The sequence below is a fragment of the Flammeovirga kamogawensis genome (assembly GCF_018736065.1).
Taxonomy (GTDB): domain Bacteria; phylum Bacteroidota; class Bacteroidia; order Cytophagales; family Flammeovirgaceae; genus Flammeovirga; species Flammeovirga kamogawensis.
Genome location: NZ_CP076128.1, coordinates 3194636 through 3219346, shown reverse-complemented (window position 1 = coordinate 3219346; position 24711 = coordinate 3194636). Strand labels below are relative to the sequence as shown.

General features: G+C 32.8%; 19 protein-coding genes. 10 read left to right on the top strand and 9 right to left on the bottom strand.

Annotation, left to right across the window (positions count from 1 at the left end):
* Window positions 1-40 precede the first annotated feature (40 nt).
* Window positions 41-1429: a tetratricopeptide repeat protein gene (locus tag KM029_RS12815; RefSeq protein WP_144073648.1), complete on the top strand. Its 1389-nt coding sequence runs from the start codon at window positions 41-43 to the stop codon at window positions 1427-1429.
* 181 nt (window positions 1430-1610) lie between these two features.
* On the top strand, window positions 1611-2381 hold the full coding sequence (locus tag KM029_RS12810; protein WP_144075688.1) for a phosphosulfolactate synthase: 771 nt from the start codon (window positions 1611-1613) through the stop codon (window positions 2379-2381).
* A gap of 60 nt (window positions 2382-2441) precedes the next feature.
* Here the strand turns inward: KM029_RS12810 and KM029_RS12805 are convergent, their stop codons facing one another.
* On the bottom strand, window positions 2442-3290 hold the full coding sequence (locus KM029_RS12805) for a flavin reductase family protein (RefSeq protein WP_144073647.1): 849 nt from the start codon (window positions 3288-3290) through the stop codon (window positions 2442-2444).
* A gap of 161 nt (window positions 3291-3451) precedes the next feature.
* Here KM029_RS12805 and cobT point away from each other — a divergent pair, with 161 nt between their 5' ends.
* Genes cobT through cobC form a run of 3 tightly spaced genes read left to right on the top strand, consistent with a single transcriptional unit; the run spans window position 3452 to window position 5741 of the window.
* Complete coding sequence (gene cobT, locus KM029_RS12800) at window positions 3452-4456, top strand: nicotinate-nucleotide--dimethylbenzimidazole phosphoribosyltransferase (RefSeq protein ID WP_144073646.1); 1005 nt, start codon at window positions 3452-3454, stop codon at window positions 4454-4456.
* Window positions 4456-5229 (top strand): adenosylcobinamide-GDP ribazoletransferase, encoded by a 774-nt coding sequence (locus KM029_RS12795; RefSeq protein ID WP_144073645.1) that lies wholly within the window; start codon window positions 4456-4458, stop codon window positions 5227-5229. The genes cobT and KM029_RS12795 overlap by 1 nt, the downstream gene beginning before the upstream one ends.
* Complete coding sequence (cobC, locus tag KM029_RS12790) at window positions 5214-5741, top strand: alpha-ribazole phosphatase (RefSeq protein ID WP_144073644.1); 528 nt, start codon at window positions 5214-5216, stop codon at window positions 5739-5741. Before KM029_RS12795 ends, cobC begins: the two co-directional genes overlap by 16 nt.
* A 229-nt stretch (window positions 5742-5970) precedes the next feature.
* On the opposite strand, the gene KM029_RS12785 is transcribed toward cobC, so the two are convergent.
* On the bottom strand, window positions 5971-6672 hold the full coding sequence (locus KM029_RS12785; RefSeq protein WP_144073643.1) for an RluA family pseudouridine synthase: 702 nt from the start codon (window positions 6670-6672) through the stop codon (window positions 5971-5973).
* Between the two features lie 48 nt (window positions 6673-6720).
* Window positions 6721-7539, bottom strand: coding sequence for a 3-methyl-2-oxobutanoate hydroxymethyltransferase (gene panB, locus KM029_RS12780; RefSeq protein WP_144073642.1), 819 nt, complete (start codon window positions 7537-7539; stop codon window positions 6721-6723).
* 175 nt (window positions 7540-7714) lie between these two features.
* Here panB and KM029_RS12775 point away from each other — a divergent pair, with 175 nt between their 5' ends.
* Together KM029_RS12775 and KM029_RS12770 are read left to right on the top strand one after the other, a co-directional pair.
* On the top strand, window positions 7715-8509 hold the full coding sequence (locus KM029_RS12775) for an SDR family oxidoreductase (protein WP_144073641.1): 795 nt from the start codon (window positions 7715-7717) through the stop codon (window positions 8507-8509).
* Window positions 8510-8550: 41 nt separating this feature from the next.
* Window positions 8551-10239, top strand: a complete 1689-nt coding sequence (locus KM029_RS12770) for a DNA polymerase/3'-5' exonuclease PolX (protein ID WP_144073640.1) — start codon at window positions 8551-8553, stop codon at window positions 10237-10239.
* An 82-nt stretch (window positions 10240-10321) separates the two neighbouring features.
* On the opposite strand, the gene KM029_RS12765 is transcribed toward KM029_RS12770, so the two are convergent.
* The 6 genes from KM029_RS12765 to KM029_RS12740 form a co-directional block, all read right to left on the bottom strand.
* Entirely contained in the window at window positions 10322-10759 is a 438-nt protein-coding gene (locus KM029_RS12765) for a DUF5606 family protein (protein ID WP_144073639.1), read from the bottom strand.
* A gap of 251 nt (window positions 10760-11010) precedes the next feature.
* Window positions 11011-14883: a DNA-directed RNA polymerase subunit beta gene (gene rpoB / locus KM029_RS12760; RefSeq protein WP_144073638.1), complete on the bottom strand. Its 3873-nt coding sequence runs from the start codon at window positions 14881-14883 to the stop codon at window positions 11011-11013.
* A 230-nt stretch (window positions 14884-15113) separates the two neighbouring features.
* The gene (locus KM029_RS12755; RefSeq protein ID WP_221465179.1) at window positions 15114-15698 is read right to left on the bottom strand and encodes a TlpA family protein disulfide reductase; all 585 of its coding nucleotides are present in this window, start codon (window positions 15696-15698) and stop codon (window positions 15114-15116) included.
* A gap of 66 nt (window positions 15699-15764) precedes the next feature.
* Window positions 15765-16223 carry a hypothetical protein gene (locus tag KM029_RS12750; RefSeq protein WP_144073637.1) on the bottom strand — a complete coding sequence of 153 codons (459 nt, stop codon included), beginning with the start codon at window positions 16221-16223 and terminating at the stop codon, window positions 15765-15767.
* A gap of 33 nt (window positions 16224-16256) precedes the next feature.
* Window positions 16257-16838: an outer membrane beta-barrel protein gene (locus KM029_RS12745; RefSeq protein WP_144073636.1), complete on the bottom strand. Its 582-nt coding sequence runs from the start codon at window positions 16836-16838 to the stop codon at window positions 16257-16259.
* A 27-nt stretch (window positions 16839-16865) separates the two neighbouring features.
* Window positions 16866-17564, bottom strand: a complete 699-nt coding sequence (locus KM029_RS12740; protein WP_144073635.1) for a DUF4136 domain-containing protein — start codon at window positions 17562-17564, stop codon at window positions 16866-16868.
* Between the two features lie 152 nt (window positions 17565-17716).
* Between KM029_RS12740 and KM029_RS12735 the strand changes: the two genes are divergently transcribed.
* From KM029_RS12735 to KM029_RS12725, 3 genes are all read left to right on the top strand, one after another.
* On the top strand, window positions 17717-19066 hold the full coding sequence (locus KM029_RS12735) for a neutral/alkaline non-lysosomal ceramidase N-terminal domain-containing protein (RefSeq protein WP_158631048.1): 1350 nt from the start codon (window positions 17717-17719) through the stop codon (window positions 19064-19066).
* A gap of 200 nt (window positions 19067-19266) precedes the next feature.
* Window positions 19267-21069, top strand: coding sequence for a transcription termination factor Rho (gene rho / locus KM029_RS12730; RefSeq protein ID WP_144073633.1), 1803 nt, complete (start codon window positions 19267-19269; stop codon window positions 21067-21069).
* A gap of 234 nt (window positions 21070-21303) precedes the next feature.
* Window positions 21304-24678: a cyclic nucleotide-binding domain-containing protein gene (locus tag KM029_RS12725; protein WP_144073632.1), complete on the top strand. Its 3375-nt coding sequence runs from the start codon at window positions 21304-21306 to the stop codon at window positions 24676-24678.
* The last annotated feature ends 33 nt before the right edge of the window (window positions 24679-24711 follow it).

Sequence of the window (24711 nt, the reverse complement as noted above, 5' to 3'; positions counted from 1 at the left end):
ACTGTACTGAGGTACGGTATTGATTAACAAAATCTTCAAAATGTCAAATAGTCAAAGCGATATAAAAAAAGCGATTGAGAAATACGAGTTGATGGAAAAAGAGGGGAGAATCGAATTTTTTGATTTAAGTACCTTTGAAGACATCATAGAACATTATTTTATCAATTTTAAAATTCCACAAGCATTAAATGTATGTGAGAATGCACATCAAGTATATCCTTTTTCTACCTCTATTCTAGTTTTAAAAGCACGTATCTTAGCCTATTCAGGTCAGTTTAAAGAAGCTTTTACTGCAATAAATAATGCAGAGAAAATTGCACCTACAGACTTCCAAGTTTTATTCCATAAAGGAAATTTACATTCAATTTTAGGAGAGACAGATTTGGCTATTGCTAGTTTTGAACAAGCATTACCTGTTGCAGAAAACCCTGCTGATGTTTTTTATAACATTGGTATTACACTTCAATCAATAAATGATTTTGAGAAAGCTACTCTAGCATATAAAAAAGCAATTGAAAGTGACATTACCCATGAAGATGCTATATATGAGCTTATTGACTGTGGAAACCAAACGAATAAGCTATTAGATATTAATAATTTCTTACAAGAATTTATTGACAATGATCCTTATTCTGCTGATGCATGGTACAATATGGGGATCTTCTACAGTCAAACAAAAAATTATTCTAAAGCACTAGCGGCATTAGAATATGCTACGCTTGTAAATGATAAATTCGACCTGGCATATATGCAAATGGGACATTGTTTTATGAATTTAAAACAGTATCCTGAATCATTTAGAATGTATCTTGAAGCACTTCAATACACAGAGTCTCCTACAGCTGAATTATATTGTCATTTAGGAGCTTCTGCCGAGTTAATGGATGATTATAATGTTGGGATTCGTTACTTTAAAAAAGCAATTGAGGTAGATGAGCATTACGATGAAGCTTGGTTTGGTGTTGGAGAAAATCATAGAAAACTAGGTAACTTTCTTCAGGCAACGCATTACTTAAATAAAGCCGTAAAACTAAATAAGTTTTATGATGAATATTGGTATTCTTTAGCAAGAGCAGAATGTCAATTAGGAAATATAGCATCCGGTTTAGAAGCATTTAAAGAAGGAAGCGAAATCAACCCTAAGAATGTAAACTTATGGTTAGACTGGTCGGAAGTTTATAATTCAGAAAATGATCTAACCGAAGCATCAAATATAATATTAGAAGGTTTAAACCATCTACCAGAAAACCACTCTTTACATTATAGATTATCTGCCTACCTTTTATTAAGAGGAAAATTAAAAGATGCCTACAAACATATTGAAAAAGGATTAAAACTAAATTATGATGCACATCAAGAATTAGTTGATTTTATTCCAAATTCTACCGTGAAAAAAATCCTAGAGACAGCAATTCAGAAGTTTAAATGATATTTATTCCTAATTAGAATTAATATTTTAATTTTTTAACAAAATTATACGTCATAACACATTCACATTTACGAAATTGCGCATCGGCTTGTGACTATGCCTAGCGTATAGTTATAAACCACACTAAAATGTATCGACTTAAAAATTTATAGTCGATTTTTTTGTTACAAATCGTCAGATGATGAATTACGTTTTAAATAATCTACCTGAAAGAAGTGCAAAGCCTAGAAATAAAGGGCTAACTATGGCTATGGATAAAGGAATGTCTTTACGTGAAGTAGAAGATATTCTTGAAACTTCAGGTGATTACATTGATATAGTAAAATTGGGTTGGGCTACATCTTATGTGTTTCCTCAACTTCAAGAAAAAATTAATCTTTACAAAGAAGCAGGTATCAACGTTTATCTTGGTGGTACTCTATTCGAAGCTTTCGTAATTCGTAATCAATTCGAAGACTACTTAAGAGTTTTAGATAAGTTCGGTTTAGAATATGCTGAAGTATCTGATGGCTCTATGGATATGGCTCATGATGTAAAGTGTGAATACATCAATAGACTATCAAAACAAGTTACCGTACTTTCTGAAGTTGGATCTAAAGATGAAGCTAAAATTATTCCTCCATATAAATGGATTGAATTAATGCGCAACGAATTAGATGCTGGTGCTTGGAAAGTTATTGGAGAAGCTCGTGAAGGCGGTAATGTTGGTTTATTCCGTTCTTCTGGAGAGGTAAGATCTGGTTTAGTTGAAGAAATTTTAACTCAGATTCCTTACGAAAATATTATTTGGGAAGCTCCTCAAAAAGCACAACAAGTTTGGTTTATCAAATTAATTGGTACTAACGTAAACTTAGGTAATATTGCTCCAAGAGAGGTTATTCCTTTAGAAACTATCCGTTTAGGATTAAGAGGTGATACTTTCCATGACTTCTTAAATGAAGGTTGGAAGTAATCATTACAAGATATTTATCTTAAAAGAGGTTGGTTTTTACGAAAATCAACCTCTTTTATTTTATACTAATAGAAGTTTCCATGCTTCAAGAATTAACCCTTTATCCAACAACCTTGCTGCTAATAAATGATTCTCATCTCTTGAAGAGGTAACTGGTACTTCAATATTTTCAAAGTCAATATCGGTTGGCAGTTTTTCTATGTTGGCTAATTTTGCTAAATGATTTCCAGTTAAAATATCACTCTCAATAATATGCAATGGAAGTTTATCAATACCTATTCCTTTATTTCTTGTAGGTTTCTGAATAGAAAGTAAAGCATCTCCAGATGCTTTAACATACATATTACCACCCATTCTTCCCATCAAATTTAATTTTGTAGAATCAATCATTCCTTTTGCATCTAAGGTATTTTCATCCATATGCATTTTTACAACCTCACAAATTACAAGGTTACCTGCACCACCTTCATTACCCAAAGGAATAATTTCTTTTAAAATACATTCAAATTGTACAGGAGACTCTTTTACTCGAGGAGGTTTTACGATATCAGATTTTAATTCTGACAACCCCGATTTAACGAATTCATTAACTCCTTTATCATAAGCTGTACTTGATAAAGACATCTGCTCAACAATAGCATAAGAAACAATATTAACAGTACATTCTTTTGTCTCTCTTATATTTGCTAAAGTGTGTTTTTCTGTATTCTCTCTAACACTTTTGGTCGGCGAAAAAATTAAAATTGGGGGATTAGCTCCAAAAAAATTAAAACAACTATAAGGACTAAGGTTAACTGCGTTATCCCTATCAACAGTACTTACAAACGCAATTGGCCTTGGAGCAATAGAATTTAGAAGATAAGAATGCATCTCTGCAGTCGTTACCTCAGATGGTTTAATTGATTTCATATATTGATGTGTTTATGGTTATAGAATCAACTTAATTAATTCTATATAAATTATAAAATCATATGTCTATTATTTATTAGAAGTTGAGATCTAATTTGACTAGCATTTCTACTTTTTCTTGTACTTTTGCACAAGTACTTAAAAAAACTTGATAACAAACTATGAGCTTGACTTCAGATATTCAACAGAAAATAGATTTAAAAACAAAACCAATTGGAGCACTAGGAGAATTAGAAGATTTAGCAAAACAAATCTGTTTAGTTCAAAATACAACATCTCCAACTTTAAATAAGCCTACAATAATTGTTTTTGCTGCAGATCATGGTCTTGCAAAAGAAGGAGTTAGTGCCTACCCTCAAGAAGTAACTTTTCAAATGGTACATAATTTCTTGAATGGAGGAGCTGCAATAAATGTTTTTGCTAATCAGCATAAAATTCAATTAAAAATTGTAGATGCAGGAGTCAATCATGATTTTGGTAATATTCCTGATTTAATAAATGCGAAAATTGGCAATGGTACCCAAAACATGCTCCATGGTCCTGCATTATCTTCTAATGAAATTGCTATGTGTTTTGATAAAGCGAAAGAGATTATCAATAGTGATGATGTAAAAGATGCAGATATAATTGGTTTTGGAGAAATGGGTATTGGTAATACATCATCGGCTACCTTAATAATGAGTGCTCTCTATAATTTAAGATTGGATGAATGTATCGGTAAAGGTACTGGGGTCGATCTTGAAGGTTTTAAAAAGAAATTCAACGTATTAGAACAAGTAAAACAAAAGCATGGAGATATTTCATCTGCAATTGGAATATTAAGTGCATTTGGTGGATATGAGATCTGTATGATTGCTGCTGCCATGTTAGAAGCTGCTTCTCTTAAGAAAATGATTATGGTTGATGGCTTTATTGTTTCTTCTGCATATGCAATAGCTAAGACACTAAACCCAGATATTCAGAAAAATGCCATATTTAGTCATGTTTCTGATGAAAAAGGACACACACTTTTATTACAAAAATTAGAAGCCAACCCATTGTTACATTTGGGAATGCGATTAGGCGAAGGAACTGGTACTGCTATGGCTTTTCCTATTGTTCAAAGTGCTGTTAATTTCATGAATGAAATGGCTAGCTTTTCTTCTGCTAATGTGAGTAATAAGTAATGAAAAAAGAACTCTACTTATTCTTTACTGCACTACAATTTTTCACTAGAATACCTATACCAAGTTGGGTACCTTTTGATCAAGAATACTTACAAAAATCAAGAAAATATTTCCCTGTAATTGGTTTAATTGTTGGATTTATTTCTATATGTGCATATCAAGGTTTAAGGCAATTTTTAAATCCAGAAATTTCAATAATTTTTTCAATGATTTTGAGTATTTGGATAACAGGTGCTTTTCATGAAGATGGTTTAGCCGATACCTTTGATGCTTTTGGCGGGGGATATACAAAAGAAAAAATTCTTACAATTATGAAGGATAGCCGTATTGGTACATATGGCACTGTATCTCTAATAATTATTTTAGGGTTAAAATTCAAACTATTAGTTAGTCTTCAAACAATTGATACTAATTATCTACTGATCAGTATTATTACTGCACATACATTAAGTAGGTTTATGGCTTCTCTTTTAGTAGATTTTTTACCCTATGTTCAAGATATAGATAAGAGTAAATCAAAGCCAATTGCAATTACAAAATTTAGCAGCTTACCAATTCTATTTGGAGGAACAATAGCAATCCTTCCTTTTTTTCTTTATCAACAAATAGTATTAGTAGTCATCATTCCTATAGTATTAATTTTTACAGGCTATTTAGGTCATTATTTTAAAAAGAAAATAGGAGGGTACACTGGTGATTGTCTTGGAGCAACTCAACAATTAACTGAGGTTTTTATTTATCTTCTTTTAAGTATTGTATGGAAATTTATATAGTACGTCATACACAAGTTGCTGTCGAAAAAGGAATCTGTTATGGGCAAAGTGACGTTGCATTAGCTCATACTTTTGAAGATGATATTACTCAAGTAATTACCAAGTTACCAACAGATGTTGATATCATCTTCTCATCTCCATTAAGTAGATGTATGTTACTAGCTGAAAAGTTATCAACACAGTATTCAACAGATAATCGTCTTCTTGAATGTAATTTTGGTGATTGGGAATTAATAGCTTGGAATGATATACCTAGAAATCAATTAGATAAGTGGGGAAATGATTTTGTGAATCAAAAACCACCAAATGGAGAAGCATTAAAAGATATACACAAAAGAGTTATTAATTTTATTGAAGATCTTATAAAACATGATGTTGATAAAGTAATAATCATCACTCACGCTACTGTTTTACGCATTTTTCATCAACATTTTAACAAATATCCATTAGAGAAAATATTCAATTTAAAAGTTGATTATGGAGAAGTTGTAAAGGTTATCAACACAAAATAAGTTGTTGATAACTTTTATTCATCTAATAAGTCAAAATACAATGATCGTTTTCAATAGTTATCAACATTGGTATTGAAATTATTCAATTTTTAATCATTATTCCACGTGGAACAAAGTTATTCACAGCAATACTGTTGATAACTTTTTAATTATTAAGATTAAAAAAAATAAAATCCCTATCATCAATAAAAGACGATAGGGATTGTTGATATCTTAAGTATTCTATCTACTAAATAGTAGAAGACATTTCAGTGAAATTTTTCCAAATATCATGTTCAGGTAACCTTGCAGTAAATCGCATTGGCTCTTTCTTTACAGGATGCTCAAATTGTAATTGTCTAGCATGTAAGAAAATCATTTTACCTTTTAAAATCTGTTTCTTACTACCATATTTCATATCACCTTTAATAGGTGCTGCAATATTACCTAATTGTGCACGAATCTGATGTGAACGACCTGTTTTAGGTGTTACCTCTAAACAGTAATTATCACCAACTCTACCAAGAACCTGATAATGAGTTTCTACATATTTACCCCCTTTCTTTTCGGATTGATAAACATGAGAACGGTTCTTTTTATCGTCTTTTTTCATCCAATTAATCAAAGTATCAGCATCTTTTTGCGGACGCTTTTCTACTAAAGCCATATAAGTTTTAGTAATCTTATGATCATGAAATATTTTAGCCATTCTTTCAGCAGCTTTAGATGTTCTTGCAAACACAACAACTCCACTAACAGGACGGTCTAATCTATGTACAGGAGCTAAAAATACAGCTCCAGGTTTATTATATTTTTCCTTTACATATTGTTTCACGATGTCAGTTAATGTTTCATCACCTGTCTCATCACCCTGAACCAATATACCAGGAGCTTTATTCACAACCACTAAATGATTGTCTTCATAGATAATCTGAGATTGATCTAAATTCATAGTTTTCTTTTTATTAATAATTTATGTGTTTCATCACACACTCATTATTTAGTAACATTCTTTCTCGTTCGGGAAATCTTTAGATTTTACATCAGAAATATAATGATGAACTGCTTCAGTCATCATACCTCCGATATCTGCATATCTTCTTAAGAAACGAGGTTTAAAATCTTGAGTAATTCCCAACATATCATGTACAACCAATACTTGTCCATCTACGCCTGCACCTGCACCAATTCCTATTACAGGAATCGTCAACTCTTTTGCAACTCTCTCTGCAAGTGCTGAAGGTATCTTTTCAAGTACTAAAGCAAAACATCCTAAATCTTCTAAAAGTTTAGCATCAGCAATTAATTTATTTGCTTCTTCTTCTTCTTTTGCGCGTACTGTATATGTACCAAATTTATAAATTGATTGAGGTGTTAATCCCAAATGTCCCATTACAGGAACACCTGCAGACAAAATACGTTCTACAGATTCTTTTATCTCTTCACCACCTTCAACTTTAACTGCATGTCCGCCAGATTCTTTCATAATTCTAATTGCAGAACGTAATGCCTCAGACGAACTACCTTGATAGCTACCAAAAGGAATATCTACAACTACTAATGCTCTATCTACTGCTCTCACAACAGATGATGCATGATATATCATGTGGTCTAATGTTATAGGCAATGTAGTTTCGTTACCTGCCATCACATTAGAAGCCGAATCACCAACAAGAAGAACGTCAATACCTGCACCATCTAAAATCTTAGCCATTGAATAATCATAAGCAGTAAGCATAGAAATCTTCTCGCCACGCTCTTTCATAGCAGATAATTGATGTGTAGTAACTTTCTTTATATTTTGTTTATGGACTGACATTATGTTTCAATTAAAAATTCTCCGTTCTTTTAATTTAAGAATACAAATATACAAGTATCTCTTGATTGATAACAGTTAATATCTATCACTAATTCCTTGATTCTTATGATCTTTGTATTACTTTTTGTAAACACTTCAAAACAGAATCAATAATTGGTTGTATTTTCGTATTATCATGAAAAAATCAAGATACAAAAATAGAGTTTGTTGGATTACGGGAGCTTCTTCTGGAATAGGGAAAATACTGGCCATAACTTTAGCAAAAGAAGGTGCTAAATTGATTTTATCCGCTCGTAATTCATCAAAATTAGAAGAGGTAAAGATGGAAATAGGAACAGATTTTCCTGTTCAAATTCTACCACTTGATTTAAATGATCATAAAGAAGTTTTATATAAGAAAGTAGAAGTGGCTCATGAAATTTATGGAGCAATTGATATAATTTTTCATGTTGGAGGTGTTAGTCAGCGTTCTAGGTTTGAAAACACTGCTACAAGTACTTTTGAACAAATAGTTGCTGTTAACTTTTGGGGTGCTGTATATTTAACAAAAGCTTTACTACCAATTTTAAGAAAGTCTGATGATCCAATCATCGTATCTATTAATAGTGTTCAAGGTAAATTTGGCGTACCAGATAGAACTGCTTATTCAGCTTCAAAACATGCTTTAATGGGCTTTTTTGATTCCTTAAGAGCTGAACTTGCCACAGAAAATATTCAAATTACGAATATACTACCTGGCTATGTAAAAACTAATTTAGCCAAAAATGCACTTCAAGGTGATGGATCAACACAAGGGCATTTAGATGAAGGTAAAGGAGGTATTAGTGTTGATAAAGCTGTGAAAGATATATTATCAGCTGTATCAAAAGGTAAAAGTGAAGTTGTAATTGGTAGACCTAGAGAACAAGCTGCTGTTTACATCAAAAGGTTCTTTCCTAGATTCTTCGAAAAATTAATCAGAAAGAAATAGTAATTCTTCTAACTTTATAACTTCCCAAGAAAAAAGAAATCATGACAAATAAAGATATAATAAAAACGTTCCGACTAGTTACCTCATTAATGGAACTTCACGGAGCAAATCCTTTTAAAACAAGAGCTTATTCTTCTGCAATTCAAAGTATGGAAAATGCAGGAACACCTCTTTTTGAACTTTCCAATGAACTATTAATTGAAATTGGCTTATCAAAAACAATGGCTGAAAAACTGATGCTTTTGTTTGAAACAGGTTCTTTTAAAGAGTTAGCTGAATTGAAAGAGAAAACACCAGATGGTGTTATTGAGATGATGGGTTTAAGTGGAGTAGGACCTAAAAAAATTGCTACTCTTTGGAAAGAACTTGATATTGATTCTTTAGAAAAACTAAAGGTTGCCTGTGAAGAAAATAAAGTTCAAACCCTAAAAGGATTCGCAGCTAAAACTGAAGCTAAAATTCTTCAACAAGTTATTTTCTTACAAGAGAATAGAAAGCGATTACATTATGCTAAAGCTGAAGTAATAGCTAAAAATATTTTATCTTTTCTTAGTGATAAAGGGATTAAAGCATGTACATCCGGAGAATTATCTCTTCATAGAGAAATTGTAGATACATTAAGCTTTACTGTAGAAACAGAAAGTACAAAAGCATTAATTGGCATTTTATCTGAATCTGAATTAATAGATTTAGATGAAGAAAGATCTATTCCTCTTACCATAAAAGGTACCACTAAAGATACGGGTAGTCTAGTAGAAATTTATGTAGCATCTCCTCAGGAGTTCATAAAATTATCGTTTAAGAAAAGTGCTACAACTGCACATTTACAATTAAGAAAAGACGATGCTTCACCTTCTTTAAATGATATTCTTAGAAAAGAAGAAGTTACTACACATAAAGAAATTTATGAAAAAGCAGGTTTACCATTTTTCCCTCCTGAATTAAGAGAAGGTATTTTTGATGAGCAATTCCTAAAAGGTGGTATACCTACATTGGTAGAAGATGAGGATTTAAGAGGTAGTCTCCATAATCATTCGGACTATTCTGATGGACAAAATACTTTAAGAGAAATGGCTGAATTTTTAAAAAATGAAGGCTATGAATATTTAGGTATTTCTGATCATTCAAAAACTGCTTTTTATGCGAATGGTCTTTCAATTGAACGCATAGAAAAACAGCATCAAGAAATTGATGAACTAAATAAAGAATTAGCACCTTTTAAAATATTTAAAGGTATTGAATCTGATATTCTACCTGATGGTAGTTTAGATTATGACGATGATGTTTTAGCAACTTTTGATTTTATTGTGGCTTCTATTCATTCTCCTTTAACAATGACAAAAGAAGTAGCTACAAAGCGTTTGATTACAGCAATTGAACATCCTGCTACAACAATTTTAGGCCATCCAACCGGTAGATTATTATTACGTAGAGAAGGTTACCCAATAGATCATAAAGCTGTTATTGATGCTTGTGCTAAAAATAATGTTGTTATTGAAATTAATTCTAGCCCTTGGAGATTAGATTTAGATTGGAGATGGGCAAAATATGCTTTAGATCAGGGAGTAAAATTGTCTCTTAACCCAGATGCACATGCAGTAGGAGGTTATGCTGATATGCACTTTGGATTACTTGTAGGTCGTAAAGCTGGACTTACTAAAGAAATGACACTAAATGCGTTATCAAAAGATGAGTTAGAGCAATATTTCAATACAAAAAAAAGAAACTAAATTAGTTTCTGAATTGCAAAAAAGGCGATACAAGAAATTTAATCTTGCATCGCCTTTTTTATACTTAAAACTTATGAGTGAATTACTCAGCAGCTTCTTCTTTTGATTCTTCCTCTTTTGTATCTTCTAATGCAGAAGGATAGAATTCAACTAGTTTGTTATACCAGTTTACTAATTTCTTGATATCAGAAGTATAAATACGATCACTATCCCAGTTTGGTAATACAGAAAAGATAAAATCTTCTAAAGACTCTTCACTTTTAGTATCAACATCTAACTTAGCCAAACCGTGCTTTTCTTTTACCGATGCAAATACCTCTTCTAAAGCTACAGACTCTTCAGCTTGACCTGTAACATACATAGAGATCTCTTTTAAAATAGAGATTCTTTGACTTGCATTTACGATTGCTTTTTTAGGCTTAACCTCTAAAGATTCAACAATCACACCTGAACGTGAAGGCTTTAAAACTTTAAATAAACCGGGCTTACCTGCAATAGCAGCAATATCTTTTAAATTCATTGTTCTAATATTTATAGTATTCAGAATTAATGTATCTACAATTATTCAACGTGTAGAGTTCAGTAATTCAGTATTATTGTCATTGACCTTTAACCTGTGGCAAAAAATGCTACGCAATTTAATAAATGACAGCTGATTTTTACTACTTCTTTATATTTATCTACTTAATGAATATGAAAAAACCTGTGAAGAGAACTTCACAGGTTTTTCATATATACATTTTGGCTTTTTAGTCTTGTTCAGACCTAGAATTATTTCAATGTAATCTCTAGTGCAAGACCACGAAGTTCGTGCACAAGTACATTGAATGATTCTGGAACATTTGGATTAGGCATGTTATCGCCCTTAACGATCGCTTCATAAGCTTTCGCACGTCCTTGAACATCATCAGACTTAACTGTTAAGATTTCACGAAGTACATTAGCAGCACCAAATGCCTCTAATGCCCACACTTCCATCTCACCGAAACGCTGACCACCAAACTGTGCTTTACCACCCAACGGTTGTTGAGTAATAAGTGAGTAAGGTCCAATTGAACGAGCGTGCATCTTATCATCAACTAAGTGACCAAGTTTCAGCATATACATTACACCAACAGAAACTCTCTGGTGGAATGGATCACCTGTTAAACCATCATATAATTGAGCACGACCGAAGTCTGGTAAACCTGCTTCCTTCAATTCTGCGATTACTTCTTCTTCAGAAGCACCATCGAAAATAGGAGTAGCATACTTTCTACCCATTTTTAAACCAGCCCAACCTAGAACAGTTTCATAGATTTGACCGATGTTCATACGTGAAGGTACACCAAGAGGGTTAAGACAGATATCCATTGGAGTACCATCTTCTAAGTATGGCATATCCTCTTCAGGAACAATCTTAGCAACAACACCCTTGTTACCGTGACGACCGGCCATCTTATCACCTACTTTCAATTTACGACGCTTAGCGATGTAAACTTTAGCAAGTTTTACGATACCTGTTGGTAATTCGTCACCTACTTCTAATGTAAATCTATCACGCTTAAAGTAACCAGTTACCTCGTTACGAGCATTGATATAATTCTTTACAGTATCACGTACTAACTCATTAACGCGAACATCTTCTGTCCAGTTATCTAAGATAAGGTCACCGATAAGGTTTACTTCCTCAGCTACTGCATAGCTAGAATCATCACGGAATGGGTTATCACCAGAGAAGATATTTTCAGCGATATTAGCTTCGTTGAAAACTACACCTTTACTGATTACTTCTTGACCAAATTTATGACGTACACCTTCACAAGTCATACCGTCTAATAATTCAATCAACTTCGTCATCATTTTGTTCTCAAGACCTTTCAAGTCGCGTGAGTATTGTTTTTTCAATAACTCAACTTCTTTCTTAGCCTTAGCACGTAAATCTTTATCCTTTTTAGGACGAGCAAATAAACGTGTATCGATAACAGTACCGATTAATGATGGCGATGCTTTTAAAGAAGCATCTTTTACGTCACCAGCTTTGTCACCAAAGATTGCACGTAATAATTTTTCTTCTGGAGTTGGATCAGACTCTCCTTTAGGAGTAATCTTACCAATTAATATATCACCAGGGCGAACACGAGATCCTACACGGATAATACCGTTTTCGTCAAGGTTTTTAACTGCATCTTCACCAACGTTAGGAATTTCAGAAGTTAATTCTTCTTCTCCACGTTTAGTGTCACGCACTTCCAATTCATATTCAACAATGTGAAGCGAAGTATAAACATCATTACGCACTACACGCTCAGAGATTACAATCGCATCCTCAAAGTTATATCCTTGCCAAGGCATAAATGCTACAAGCAAGTTTTTACCGATTGCTAACTCACCATTTTCAGTAGAGTAACCTTCAGAAAGAACATCACCTTTTTTCACACGTTGTCCTTTCTTAACGATAGGACGCATGTTCATACAAGTATCTTGGTTCGTTCTACGGAACTTCACTAATGAATGTGACTTCACTTCATTCTCAAAACTAGCTAGTCTTTGATCTTCAGTGTGGTCATATCTCATGTTGATAGAGTTGGCATCTACTGTATCTACAACACCGTCTTTCTCAGCAAGAACAACAGTACGAGAATCAATAGCTACGTTTCTTTCAAGACCAGTACCTACAATTGGTGCCTCAGGTTTCAATAACGGCACAGCTTGACGCTGCATGTTTGATCCCATCAATGCACGGTTGGCATCATCATGCTCCAAGAAAGGAATTAGAGATGCTGCAATAGATACAATTTGGTTAGGAGCAACGTCCATATATTGGATATCTTCTGGCGCTTTAAGCGGGAAGTCACCCTCATAACGAACTTTTACAAACTCCTCTGTGAAACGGTTGTTATCATCTAGATCTGTTTTCGCTTGTGCGATAAACTTATCATCCTCTTCTTCAGCAGAGATGTATGTAACGTTGTTGTCATCAATGTCAACAACACCATCTGTAACTTTACGATAAGGAGTTTCGATGAATCCCATGCTGTTTACTTTTGCATAAACAGTAAGAGATGAAATAAGACCAATGTTTGGCCCTTCCGGTGTCTCAATAGTACAAAGACGACCGTAGTGTGTATAGTGAACGTCACGAACCTCGAAACCTGCACGCTCTCTTGATAAACCACCTGGTCCTAATGCTGAGATACGACGCTTGTGCGTTACCTCTGCAAGAGGGTTAGTTTGGTCCATGAATTGAGAAAGCTGGTTTGTACCGAAGAACGAGTTAATCACAGATGATAACGTACGAGCATTCACCAAATCAACTGGTTTGAAGTCTTCGTTATCACGTACGTTCATACGTTCTTTAATTGTACGTGCCATACGAGCTAAACCTACTCCAAATTGAGAGTAAAGTTGCTCACCCACCGTACGGATACGACGGTTTGACAAGTGGTCAATATCATCAACTACTGTTTTAGAGTTGATCAAGTGGATCAAGTGTTTGATGATTTTGACAATATCTTCTTTAGTCAGCACACGGATATCCATGCTTGTTTCCGACTGTAACTTACGGTTAAGTTTGTATCTACCTACTTCACCTAAATCGTAACGTTTGTCAGAGAAGAACAAGTTATTGATAATATCACGCGCAGTCTGATCATCAGGAGCCTCAGTATTACGAAGTTGACGGTAAATTTGATGTACCGCTTCTTTTTCTGAGTTTGAATTATCTTTAGATAACGTATCAAAGATGATACGGAAATCGTTGATGTTAATATCTTTTCTATGAACGATTACAGAGCTTACGCCTGCATCTTCGATCAATTCAAGATCTTCTTCAGAGATGATATGATCACGCTCTAAGATTACATCGTTACGATCAATAGAAACTACCTCACCAGTATCTTCATCAACGAAGTCTTCTGTCCATGTTTTTAATACACGTGCAGCAAGTGTACGGTTAGATAAGTTTTTAAGATTCTTCTTATCAACTTTGATTTCTTCAGATAAACCGAATAAATCTAAAATGTCTTTATCCGATCCATAACCGATCGAACGAAGAAGCATCGTAACAGGGAATTTTTTCTTACGGTCGATATATGCATACATTACGTTATTAACGTCAGTTGCAAATTCGATCCATGATCCTTTAAAAGGAATTACTCTTGCAGAGTAAAGTTTAGTACCGTTCGTGTGCTTTGATTGTGCAAAGAAAACACCTGGCGATCTGTGTAATTGAGATACAATAACACGTTCTGCACCATTTACTACAAACGAACCACGAGTAGTCATATAAGGAATGTTTCCTAAGAACACATCTTGTTCGATGGTTTCAAAGTCTTCATTATCTTCGTCGCTACAAGAAAGCTTTAATTTTGCTTTTAAAGGTACACTAAAAGTCAAGCCTCTCTCTACACACTCATCTACAGTGTATTTAGGAGGGTCAATTGTATAATCAATAAATTCCAAATTAAAGTTCTCACGAGAATCTGTAATAGGGAAGTTCTCCATGAATACCTTATAAAGACCTTCGTCTTCACGGAATTCAGGTGGAGTGTCGATTTGAAAGAAATTGTGGAAAGACTTAAATTGTACATCTAAGAAGTCTGGGTAACCCAATACTCTTTTTGCTGATGCAAAATTCTTTCTACCGTTCTTGAATGTTGCCAAGGTGGTACTCTTTTTTAAGTTTCAAAACTATCTGTATATCAATCAATTACTATCTATAATAGTTGATAAAACAGGGCCGCCAAAATGTATTTTTGTGCTATATATTTATACTTTTTCAAGTACATGAAAAAATATATATTATATGCAACTTGCAAATATAGACAAAACTTACTAAAGTCATACGATTCTAGTAAGAAGTTTTATCAATAATATTAAATACTAAATATAAGTCAGTCAGATGTTAGCATATTTATAAAGCTCTCAGAATCATAGTTTGCTAGCCCTTGATGGTTATAAATTACCTCTCCATCTTTATTTATTACATAGGTTGATGGTATAGAATTACTATAGAAAATTGACGGTGTAGAAGTTACTTTTTGATAGATAGGAAAGGTATATTCTTTTCGTTTTAAAAATTTACTTGCCTTTGTTTTATCTTCATCTACATTCAGTAAAATAAAAACTACATCTTCTTTATTTTTTAATTGATTGTAGAGCGATTGAATACTAGGCATTTCTGCAATACATGGAGGGCACCAAGACGCCCATACATTTAGAAAGATCATTTTTCCTTTAAAATCAGATAATTTCACTTGTTTACCTGTTTCAAATTCTTTCAATACCCAATTATAATCGGCTTTACCTGACACTCCTTGATCTGTATCTGCATTTACAATACCTGTAGCTACTACAAAGCGTTGCACAGTTCCTGCTACATCAGTTAATAAACCTGTAAAATAAAGTGCACCTATTATTGCTACAAATATCCCCCAAGACTTTAACTCTTTGATGATAAATTCTTTCGTAATTTTCATTTTTTGTATATAAAAAAACCTCTGTATCTACTTAAAGATACAGAGGTTTATATTAATTAAGCTAACCTATTTTTGAACGATAGGCATTTCGCTTAATATTTGTGTTTTTAAGAAACTATTAATCAATTCATTTAATTGAAAAAATCTTGCAACTGTTTTTGGAGACAGTTCTTTAGACATCATCTTTAAATGTTTCTTCTTCAACTTAACATCTTTTGCTTGTAAAGCTACAAGACCCGACACCATTGTAGAAGCTTCTTCATCACTGAAACCATCTGTTCCACCAATCAATGATTCAAATAACTTTGTTTTCTCTCTTGATAATTCAGAATTATCTAATTCAAATTTATCATATAGTTCCCAGAAAATAGGAGCCTCTTCTAAAGTCAACTGCATGTTTTCTGTAAAGAAGATTCTTTTTTCTGTTTTAATTACAGTTTTGATTGTTTCTGCATCAATTGATTGAGCGTTTGAAACAATTGACATCCCTATTAAAAGAGAAAGTACAAAAAAGATTTTTTTCATTATTATGAAGTTATATTTATTACGTAGTAAAGTTTAGTAGACAAAACCAACGTTAATTCCTAAATACGAATGATCTACAGAATCTCCTGCTTTTAATGCGTAGTTATAACGAACACTAAAAATCATATCAATAGAAGGGTTAACATCTGCTATTACACCAATTTCTGGAGCAAAACCAAAATGCCAGTTATCTTCTACTATTGCCCATTGTCCAAATTCTGTTCTTTGGTTAATATAGTATGTACCTACACCTACACCAATGTAAGGGTTTGTGATACCATCTTTGTTAAAATAGTAATTAGCATGAGCTAAAATAGGAACAATATTCATGTAACGGTATTGCTTACCATCAGCAATTACACCATTACTATTGTATTGATCAGATGTTTTTTCATATAAAACATTCCAATCTACAGATAGACCAAAAGATAACGGAGCCGTTGCTAAATGCTGTCTCCATTCCATACCAAAACCTCTTCCGCTAAATGCACTAATATAATCATTAGTTTCGCCTAACGGCTGAGACATTTGATAAGTAATAATAAAATTCGATTCTTGTGCTGTTGCTCCTAATGCAAATAGAGCAAAAACTACAGATAAAATATATTTTTTCATGATTGAGTTCTGTTTGAAAGGATGTTCTTAATTGTCAGTTCCAGCTTTTGCAGTATTGTATTGGTTAAATAATGTTTCAATACCATCATTTACAATACTAACGTTATTTGAACGAGATAAAACACCGTTCAATCCGCCAACCCAACCTAAATAAAGTACTACTGTATCACCTTGTACAGTTCCTTCATTTAGTTTCTTTGTTTCTGCAACATCAATAAAGTCTACAATTACACTACCATTACTATATTGGTAATATGAGTAACCACCCCAAGGGTAATAACCTCCACCTGGGTAACCTGGGTATCCCCATCCTGGATAGCCCCAACCTGGGTAACCCCATCCTGGATAACCTGGGTAACCTGGCGTCCAAGCCACACCTGTTTGCTGGATAGCAATTTGTGTTAACTGAACAACAATATCTGCATCACCTTCAGCAGTTGGGTTTGTTATCTCAGAAAGATTTAGAGTAGATTTCAATAAAGCGTCTGTGTTAGCTATAATTTCATCTTGTTGAGCAGATGTTAGAGTATCAGCATTTTTAGATCCTCTGATATCCATTGTCTCAGATAAGTAGTACGTTTTATACGAACGTAGTTTTTCTGCAGATTCATACTGTGAGATAGCAATATCTAAATCACTAGTATATTCAGCTCCTCCAGGGTAACATCCCTGCACAAGAGCAACCATACTCAAAAGAGTAACAGCTTTAATAATAAAAGTTTTCATGATTAAAAAATGAGTTTTCAAAAATTGTCTTCTGTTAATAGCTGCAAATATAGTTGTATTCTATTAATATAAAATAAACATAGAAGATAAATACTTCTATTTCGCAGTAGTCTTAGTAAATTAGCACTTTATTAGGATAAATCTTCAAAGCATTGATTAAGAAAATATACATTTCATTAGCAGTTATAATTGCACTTGCTCTGTTACTTTTAGGTAGAATTGATAGAACTCCACTTCAATCTACAGAAGAGTATAAAAATACATTTCTTAATGTTGAAAAGACTTTAGAAGAAGTTCATAGTGAAATACCATCTAAAGACACACTCCTTATAGGATGGGCTGCTAAAAGTATTCTTACTGACAAAAAAGAATTACCTATGGCAGGATATGGTTATAGAACAGTTAAAGCTGTTAGAGATACTCTTTACGCTAGAGCCTTTGCATTTGATGACGGAGTACATGAATCTTTCGTTTTAACATTAGACTTGATGATTTTTCCTATTGAAGTACGAAAAAGACTTTCTAAAGAATTACCTAAAATTGGCTTATCATCTGATAACATCCTTTATTCTGCCATTCATACACATAATGGTATTGGTGGGTTTAACCCTAGTTTAATGGGTAATTTATCTGTCGGCGAGTATTCTGAAGAAGTAGTTCAAAAAATTGTAAATTCATCTCTTGCGGCTATAAAAGAAGCAAGCAATAATAAAATAAAGGGGAGTGTAGGCTTTGTAAAAACTCTAGCACCAGAATGGGTTACTAATAGAATTGTTGACAATGGTACTAAAGAAAACTCAGTCAGAGTAATTAAATTAAGTAGAATTGATGGGAGTAATGCAGCCATAGTTACCTTCAATGCACATGCTACTTGCATTGATATGGATTATTGGATTTTATCAAGAGATTATACTGGAGAATGGGTTGATAATTTGGAAGCATCAGACGCTATAGATTTTGCAGCTTATTGTGCAGGAATGGTAGCTAGTCATGGGCCTGCAAATCCAAAAAATGAAAGCTCTTTTGAGCATATTAAAGATATGGGAAAATCTTTAACCGATTCTACTTTAAAAGTTTGGAATGATGCTGAAATGAAATTTATAACTACAGCTTCAATTTATAAAATACCTATTGATTTTAGACCTTCTCAAGTAAGAATTGATGCAACCTTAAATATTAAAGTAAGAGATTGGGTATTTAAGTTAGCCTCTGGTGGTTTACATGGGAATGTCACTTATTTTAAATTAGGTAATATTGATTGGTTCGGTATGCCTTCTGATTTTTCAGGAGAAATTGCTTTAGAATACAAATATGACTCCATCGCTACTACAAGAAATAAAGATGTTATGATTACTAGTTTTAATGGTGATTACGTTGGCTATATAACCTGTGACACTTATTATGACTCTTTAGATAGCTTCGAAGTAAGAGAAATGAACTGGGTAGGACCCGAATATGGAGACTACTTTGGTGATATTATCAAAGAATTGATAGAAAATTAAAAGAAACTAAAGATTTGGATTGTGATTTTAATTGATGTACATTAGATTTGTGAAAATTAAAAGTCACTATAAAACCTATTTCCTTCCGGTAAAGTGACAAATAAGTAGATAGCTTCATATCTCACAATGCCTTAATACAAGGTTCTTCAAAAAGTATTTCATTATAGCGACAGAAAAAAATAACTGTCACCATTATTTTTATGTATACAAGAAAGCTACTAGAGGCTAGACTGCTATCTGAATTAAAAGATATCGCAGAGGGTCTTAGCATGAAAAATTTCAGTAACCTTCGTAAGAAAGAGCTAATTGAAAGAATTGAAAAGCATGTAAATGCTACTCAAGGAAAAAATAGCCCTTCTCCATCAAAAGCTGAAAAAACTTCTAGCCCCACAAAACAACCTGCAAAGGATGTTACACCGACTGCCTCTAACGATACAGCCCCTAAAAAAACAGAAGCTAAACCTTCAGTTGAAAACGAGAAAAATCAAGATTCTCCTCGTCAAGATAGAACACGTTTAAATCGTCGTAAGCCACAACCAGGGCAAGGACAAGGACAACAACGTGAGCGAGTAAAAAGAGAAAATGTTAAGAAAGGAAACAACGGTCCAAAAAACCAAAGTAACCAAGCTAACAAAGATCTAAAAGGTAAACGTAAAGGAAAAGGTGGACAACAACCTCCTAAGCAAATTACCCACGATGATATAATGTCTTTAGAAGAAATCGATTTAGGTACTGATCCGTTAGACGATTTACCAGATTTCGATATGTTCTTAGACGATGATAACACTGAAGGTCTTCCTACTTTAGAGCAGGAAAGAGAAAGTGCAATTCATCAAAAAGAATTAGACCCTCCAAAAGCTCCTGCCCCTAAAATTTCAGTAAAAGATTTTGATGGTGTAATTAGTAGTGAAGGTGTTTTAGAAATTATGTCTGATGGATATGGTTTCTTAAGATCTTCAGATTATAATTACTTAGCAGGTCCTGATGATATATATGTATCTCCATCTCAAATCAAATTATTTGGTTTGAAAACTGGTGATACTGTGAAAGGAAATATTCGTCCTCCAAAAGACGGTGAAAAATATTTCGCTTTACTAAGAGTTGATACAGTTAATGGTAAAACAACTGATGAAATTCGTGATCGTATTCCATTTGAATACTTAACACCACTTTTCCCTCAAGATCAGTTACACTTATCAACTAAACCTCAAATTTATTCTACACGTGTTTTAGACTTATTTGCCCCAATTGGTAAAGGTCAGCGTGGTATGATTGTAGCTCAGCCTAAAACTGGTAAAACAGTTTTATTAAAAGAGGTTGCTAATGCAATTGCACAAAACCATCCAGAATGTTATTTGATTATACTTCTAATAGACGAACGTCCTGAAGAAGTTACAGATATGCAACGTAGTGTAAATGCAGAAGTAATTGCTTCTACATTTGATGAAACAGCAGACAAACACGTTAAAGTTTCTTCTCTAGTTTTAGAGAAAGCAAAACGTATGGTTGAATGTTCTCATGATGTTGTTATCTTATTAGATTCAATTACACGTTTAGCTCGTGCTTATAACACTGTTTCTCCTTCATCTGGTAAAATTTTATCTGGTGGTGTTGATGCAAATGCTTTACACAAACCTAAACGTTTCTTTGGTGCTGCAAGAAATGTAGAAAACGGAGGTTCTTTAACAATTATCTCTACTGCATTAATTGATACAGGTTCTAAAATGGACGAAGTTATCTTCGAAGAATTTAAAGGAACAGGTAACATGGAACTTCAATTGGATAGAAAGCTTGCAAACAAGCGTATCTACCCTGCTATTGATATCCCGATGTCTGGTACTCGTAGAGAAGACTTATTAATGGATAAAGATACATTACAACGTGTTTGGATTATGCGTAGAATGATGTCTGACATGAAGTCTGCAGAAGCAATGGAATTTTTACAAAGCAATATGAGAGGTACTCGTTCAAATGAAGATTTCTTGATCTCAATGAACAAATAATTCTCTATTACAATAGATCAAAAAGCCGAAGTAATTTAGTTATTACTTCGGCTTTTTTTATTACTTTAGAGTATGTTTGATTCAGCCTTTTGTTGAATTTTATTTTTAGACGTATCCTACAAAACAAAATCGCTTTCGACTGTTTAAAGAAAAAATATACACTAGAAAAAGCGACATCCTTCTTACCAACTAAGCAAGAATTTAAATTACCTCGTTGAGGTTTGAAGATATAAAATGAACATAATTGCATCCAGAATTTATTACTACCTTCCTAAAAAGAATATTTTTAGTAAACTATCTCAGTTGCTAAATAAAGATAATTCTAATTGGCTTTCTTTATTCTTTGCTGCAGAAGGTGCTGCAATTGCAATAGCCTTTTCTGTAACCTACACTTTATTATTTAAAGAAAGAGCAGTAGATAATTTACCTTTTGCATTTATGTTTTCGGGAGTTAGTATTTTATTAATTGCCAGACTATTTGCTTACTTAGAAAGAAGACTTAGAGTAGAACACCTAAATGCTGCTTACTCATTATTAAAAATTTTAACTGCTCTATTAATTGGCTATTTAAGTATTGGTAAGCCTGATTATTTAGGTATTCTTAGTCTAATTGTATGCGTAAAAGCATTAATATTTTTTGAAGACTGTACCTATTGGGCTATTGTAGAACACATCTACTCAAACCCTAATGAGATGAAAGCTTTTGATAAAGCTAAATCTTTTAAAATTGTATTTAAACTTACCGGTTTCTTAATTGTATTAGTAGGTTCTAAATTTGCAAGTATACAAGCAATGTCATTTTGGATAGCTCCAATTTATGTTATTGCCGGGTGGGGTTTATGGCAAGTTCTTTCTAGTGATAAAGTTAAAAAACGGTTAGAAAAATACCATGATACTGTAACAAGACCTTCTAGAAAATTCACTCCAGAAAGTTTCTGGGCTTTTGGAATTACAAACCCCTACGTTTTTAAATTAGGTTTACTAACATTTTGTATTGCCAGCGTGTGGGCTATTGTAGAGTTTTTCTTTATGATAGATCTACGAATGACGCTTTACACACCTACTAAAGGAATTTATGCTTTAGCGTTATTATTAATCATATCTTATGCTATTGTTTCTGTAGTACAACCTTTTCTTAATGCTAGAAAACTTCAAGATATTGGTATCAAAAAACTTCTACAGTTTACACCAATCATTTTATTAATAATAGTTAGCTGTACTTACTTATTTATAAAATTTAGTCCTTCAAAAGTTCCTATCTTTTTAGCCTTAGTTGCTATTGCTTTTATTTTCACAAGGCATGTAATATTTTCAACAATTACTCCTTCATTATTAAGACCAATACAAAGTAAACATAGGGGCTTTACCTTTGGAATATTAAGAGGCTTTTTTAGTTCTATCGGGCTTTTCTTCGCTGGTGTTTTATTATGGATTATTGATGTTGATAGACCTTTTGATGAAGGACAAATTATACTATGGATTCTAGTAAGCCTATTAATATTATGGTGGTTAACTGCCAAAATTGTATCAAGAGATTACCGTGTAATTATTCGAAGGGCGTTTCTGTTAAGAGATATGGAAAGCTATGAAATAGCTACACATGATAAAGAAGTTAGTAGATTACTTGCATCAAAATTAACCTCTAAATTACCAGAGGATATTATCTATGCACTTGAAGCAAACACTGTCATAAATCCAAAAAAGAATGAAGCTATTATTTTACATATGCTTCGCCACCCTGACAGTGCTATTCGTTATTTTTCAATTGATTTCAGTCAGAATAACTTAACTGAAAAAGTTGCTGAAACAATAAAAAATATTGCTCTATATGATGATGACCCTAAAGTAAAAAAGAAAGCCATTGTCAGTACATGTAAGTATGATCCAACCTTTATACATCAAGTAATTGATTGGATTGATGATAAAGAAGATGAAATAAAAAAAGGGGCTTTATATGGTTTATTATCATCTGAGTCTGAAGAACAAAGAAACATTGCTCTAAATTATATTAAAGCATCGGTTAAGTCAGAAGATATACATACAGCATTATTTGCATTAGAAGTACTTGCTAAAGTTTCTCCTTTAGAAAGTGAACCTTATATTTTTGATGCTCTTTTAAGTAGTGACGATCTATTAATTGAAAGAAGTATTGAAGTTGCAGCAATTGTAAAAAGTCCAACACACTTACCTCTTTTAATCTCGTTACTAAAAGAAAGTAAGTTTAATGATACCATCTTAAGAACGTTAATTGCCTACGGAGAAGATTGTTTAGATATTATAGAAAATGAACTCTTTGTAAATAAAAGGAGAGAGGATATTTATCTTATTACTTTATGTAAAGCGTTAGGAAAAATAGATGCTCCAAAATCTTATGAAATCTTATGGCTTCTGGTTGATTACCCTTGGCCTTTTATGAGAATGGCAGCATACAATGCTTTAAAGAGATTAAAATACCGTCCTAAATGTAAAAGCGATTTTGATTTGCTGAATAAACATTTAGAAAGATTTTTCTCTAATTACTACTGGTTATGCAATGCTATTTATGTTTTAAAGCATGAAAAACCATTTAGAGCAATGTTATCAAAAGCATTAAATGAAGAGCTCGTTTTAATAGAAGAAAACATAAGAACAATTCAAGAATTTTTGATTGTAGGTAAAGGCGAACAACTGTATAGAAAAACAGATTCAGAACACAAACAATTTGATATATCAGATCAAGAATCTCTTTTACAAAATGCAGAAATAGAGAAGAATTTATGGAAAACAATGCCTTCTTCCATCTATCAGAAATTAATTATTGTTTTAGGGTATTATGATCTTGAAGCAAAAATGCAGAAACTAGGAGATTACTACTCTTCTAATCTTGTAGATCCTCTTAGTATCACATTAGGAATCATTCGCCCTTTCTCTTATAACCGTCCACTTTTTAATACTTGGACAAAAATTACTGCACTTATAAGCGTGAGAGATTCAATGTCTCCAAGTTTATTAAAATATATAGGACAAATATTAAACAAGGACAATATCAAACTTATTGAACCTGCCCTTATCAGTTTAAAACGAATAGAAGATTATCAAGATATCTCTGTTTCAAAAGTATTAGATGAATTAGTTACTCCGGATAGAAAAAAATGGCTCATGGGAATATTAAACGAAGGAACAAAACCTCTATTAGAATTAGAAAAAGTTATACTTTTAAAATCAACTAATCTATTTAGAGAAACACCGGAACATGTATTGGTAGATATTGCAAGTATAATGCACGAAGTACGTATCCCTAGAGACTCTACAATTTTTAGAAAGGGGGAGGAAAGTAAAGAAATGTATATTATTTATGAGGGAGAAGTAAAATTACATGATGGTAATTTTACATTCAGTAACCTTATGAATAGAGATCTTTTTGGTGATCTTAGTATTCTTGATTCATCACCTAGAACTTTATCTGCTACAACAACAAAAGATTCCGTTTTACTAAGAATTGAACAAGATGATTTTCTTGCTTTAATGGGCTATAGAAGAAGTTTGATGCAGGGTATTATGAAAGTTCTTGGGCAAAGAATTAGAAATAAGGAACATAACTTTGCTAATTTCACTAAAGAAAAGATGTGAAAGCAGTATTAAAAATATAAAAATAGCCCTAAA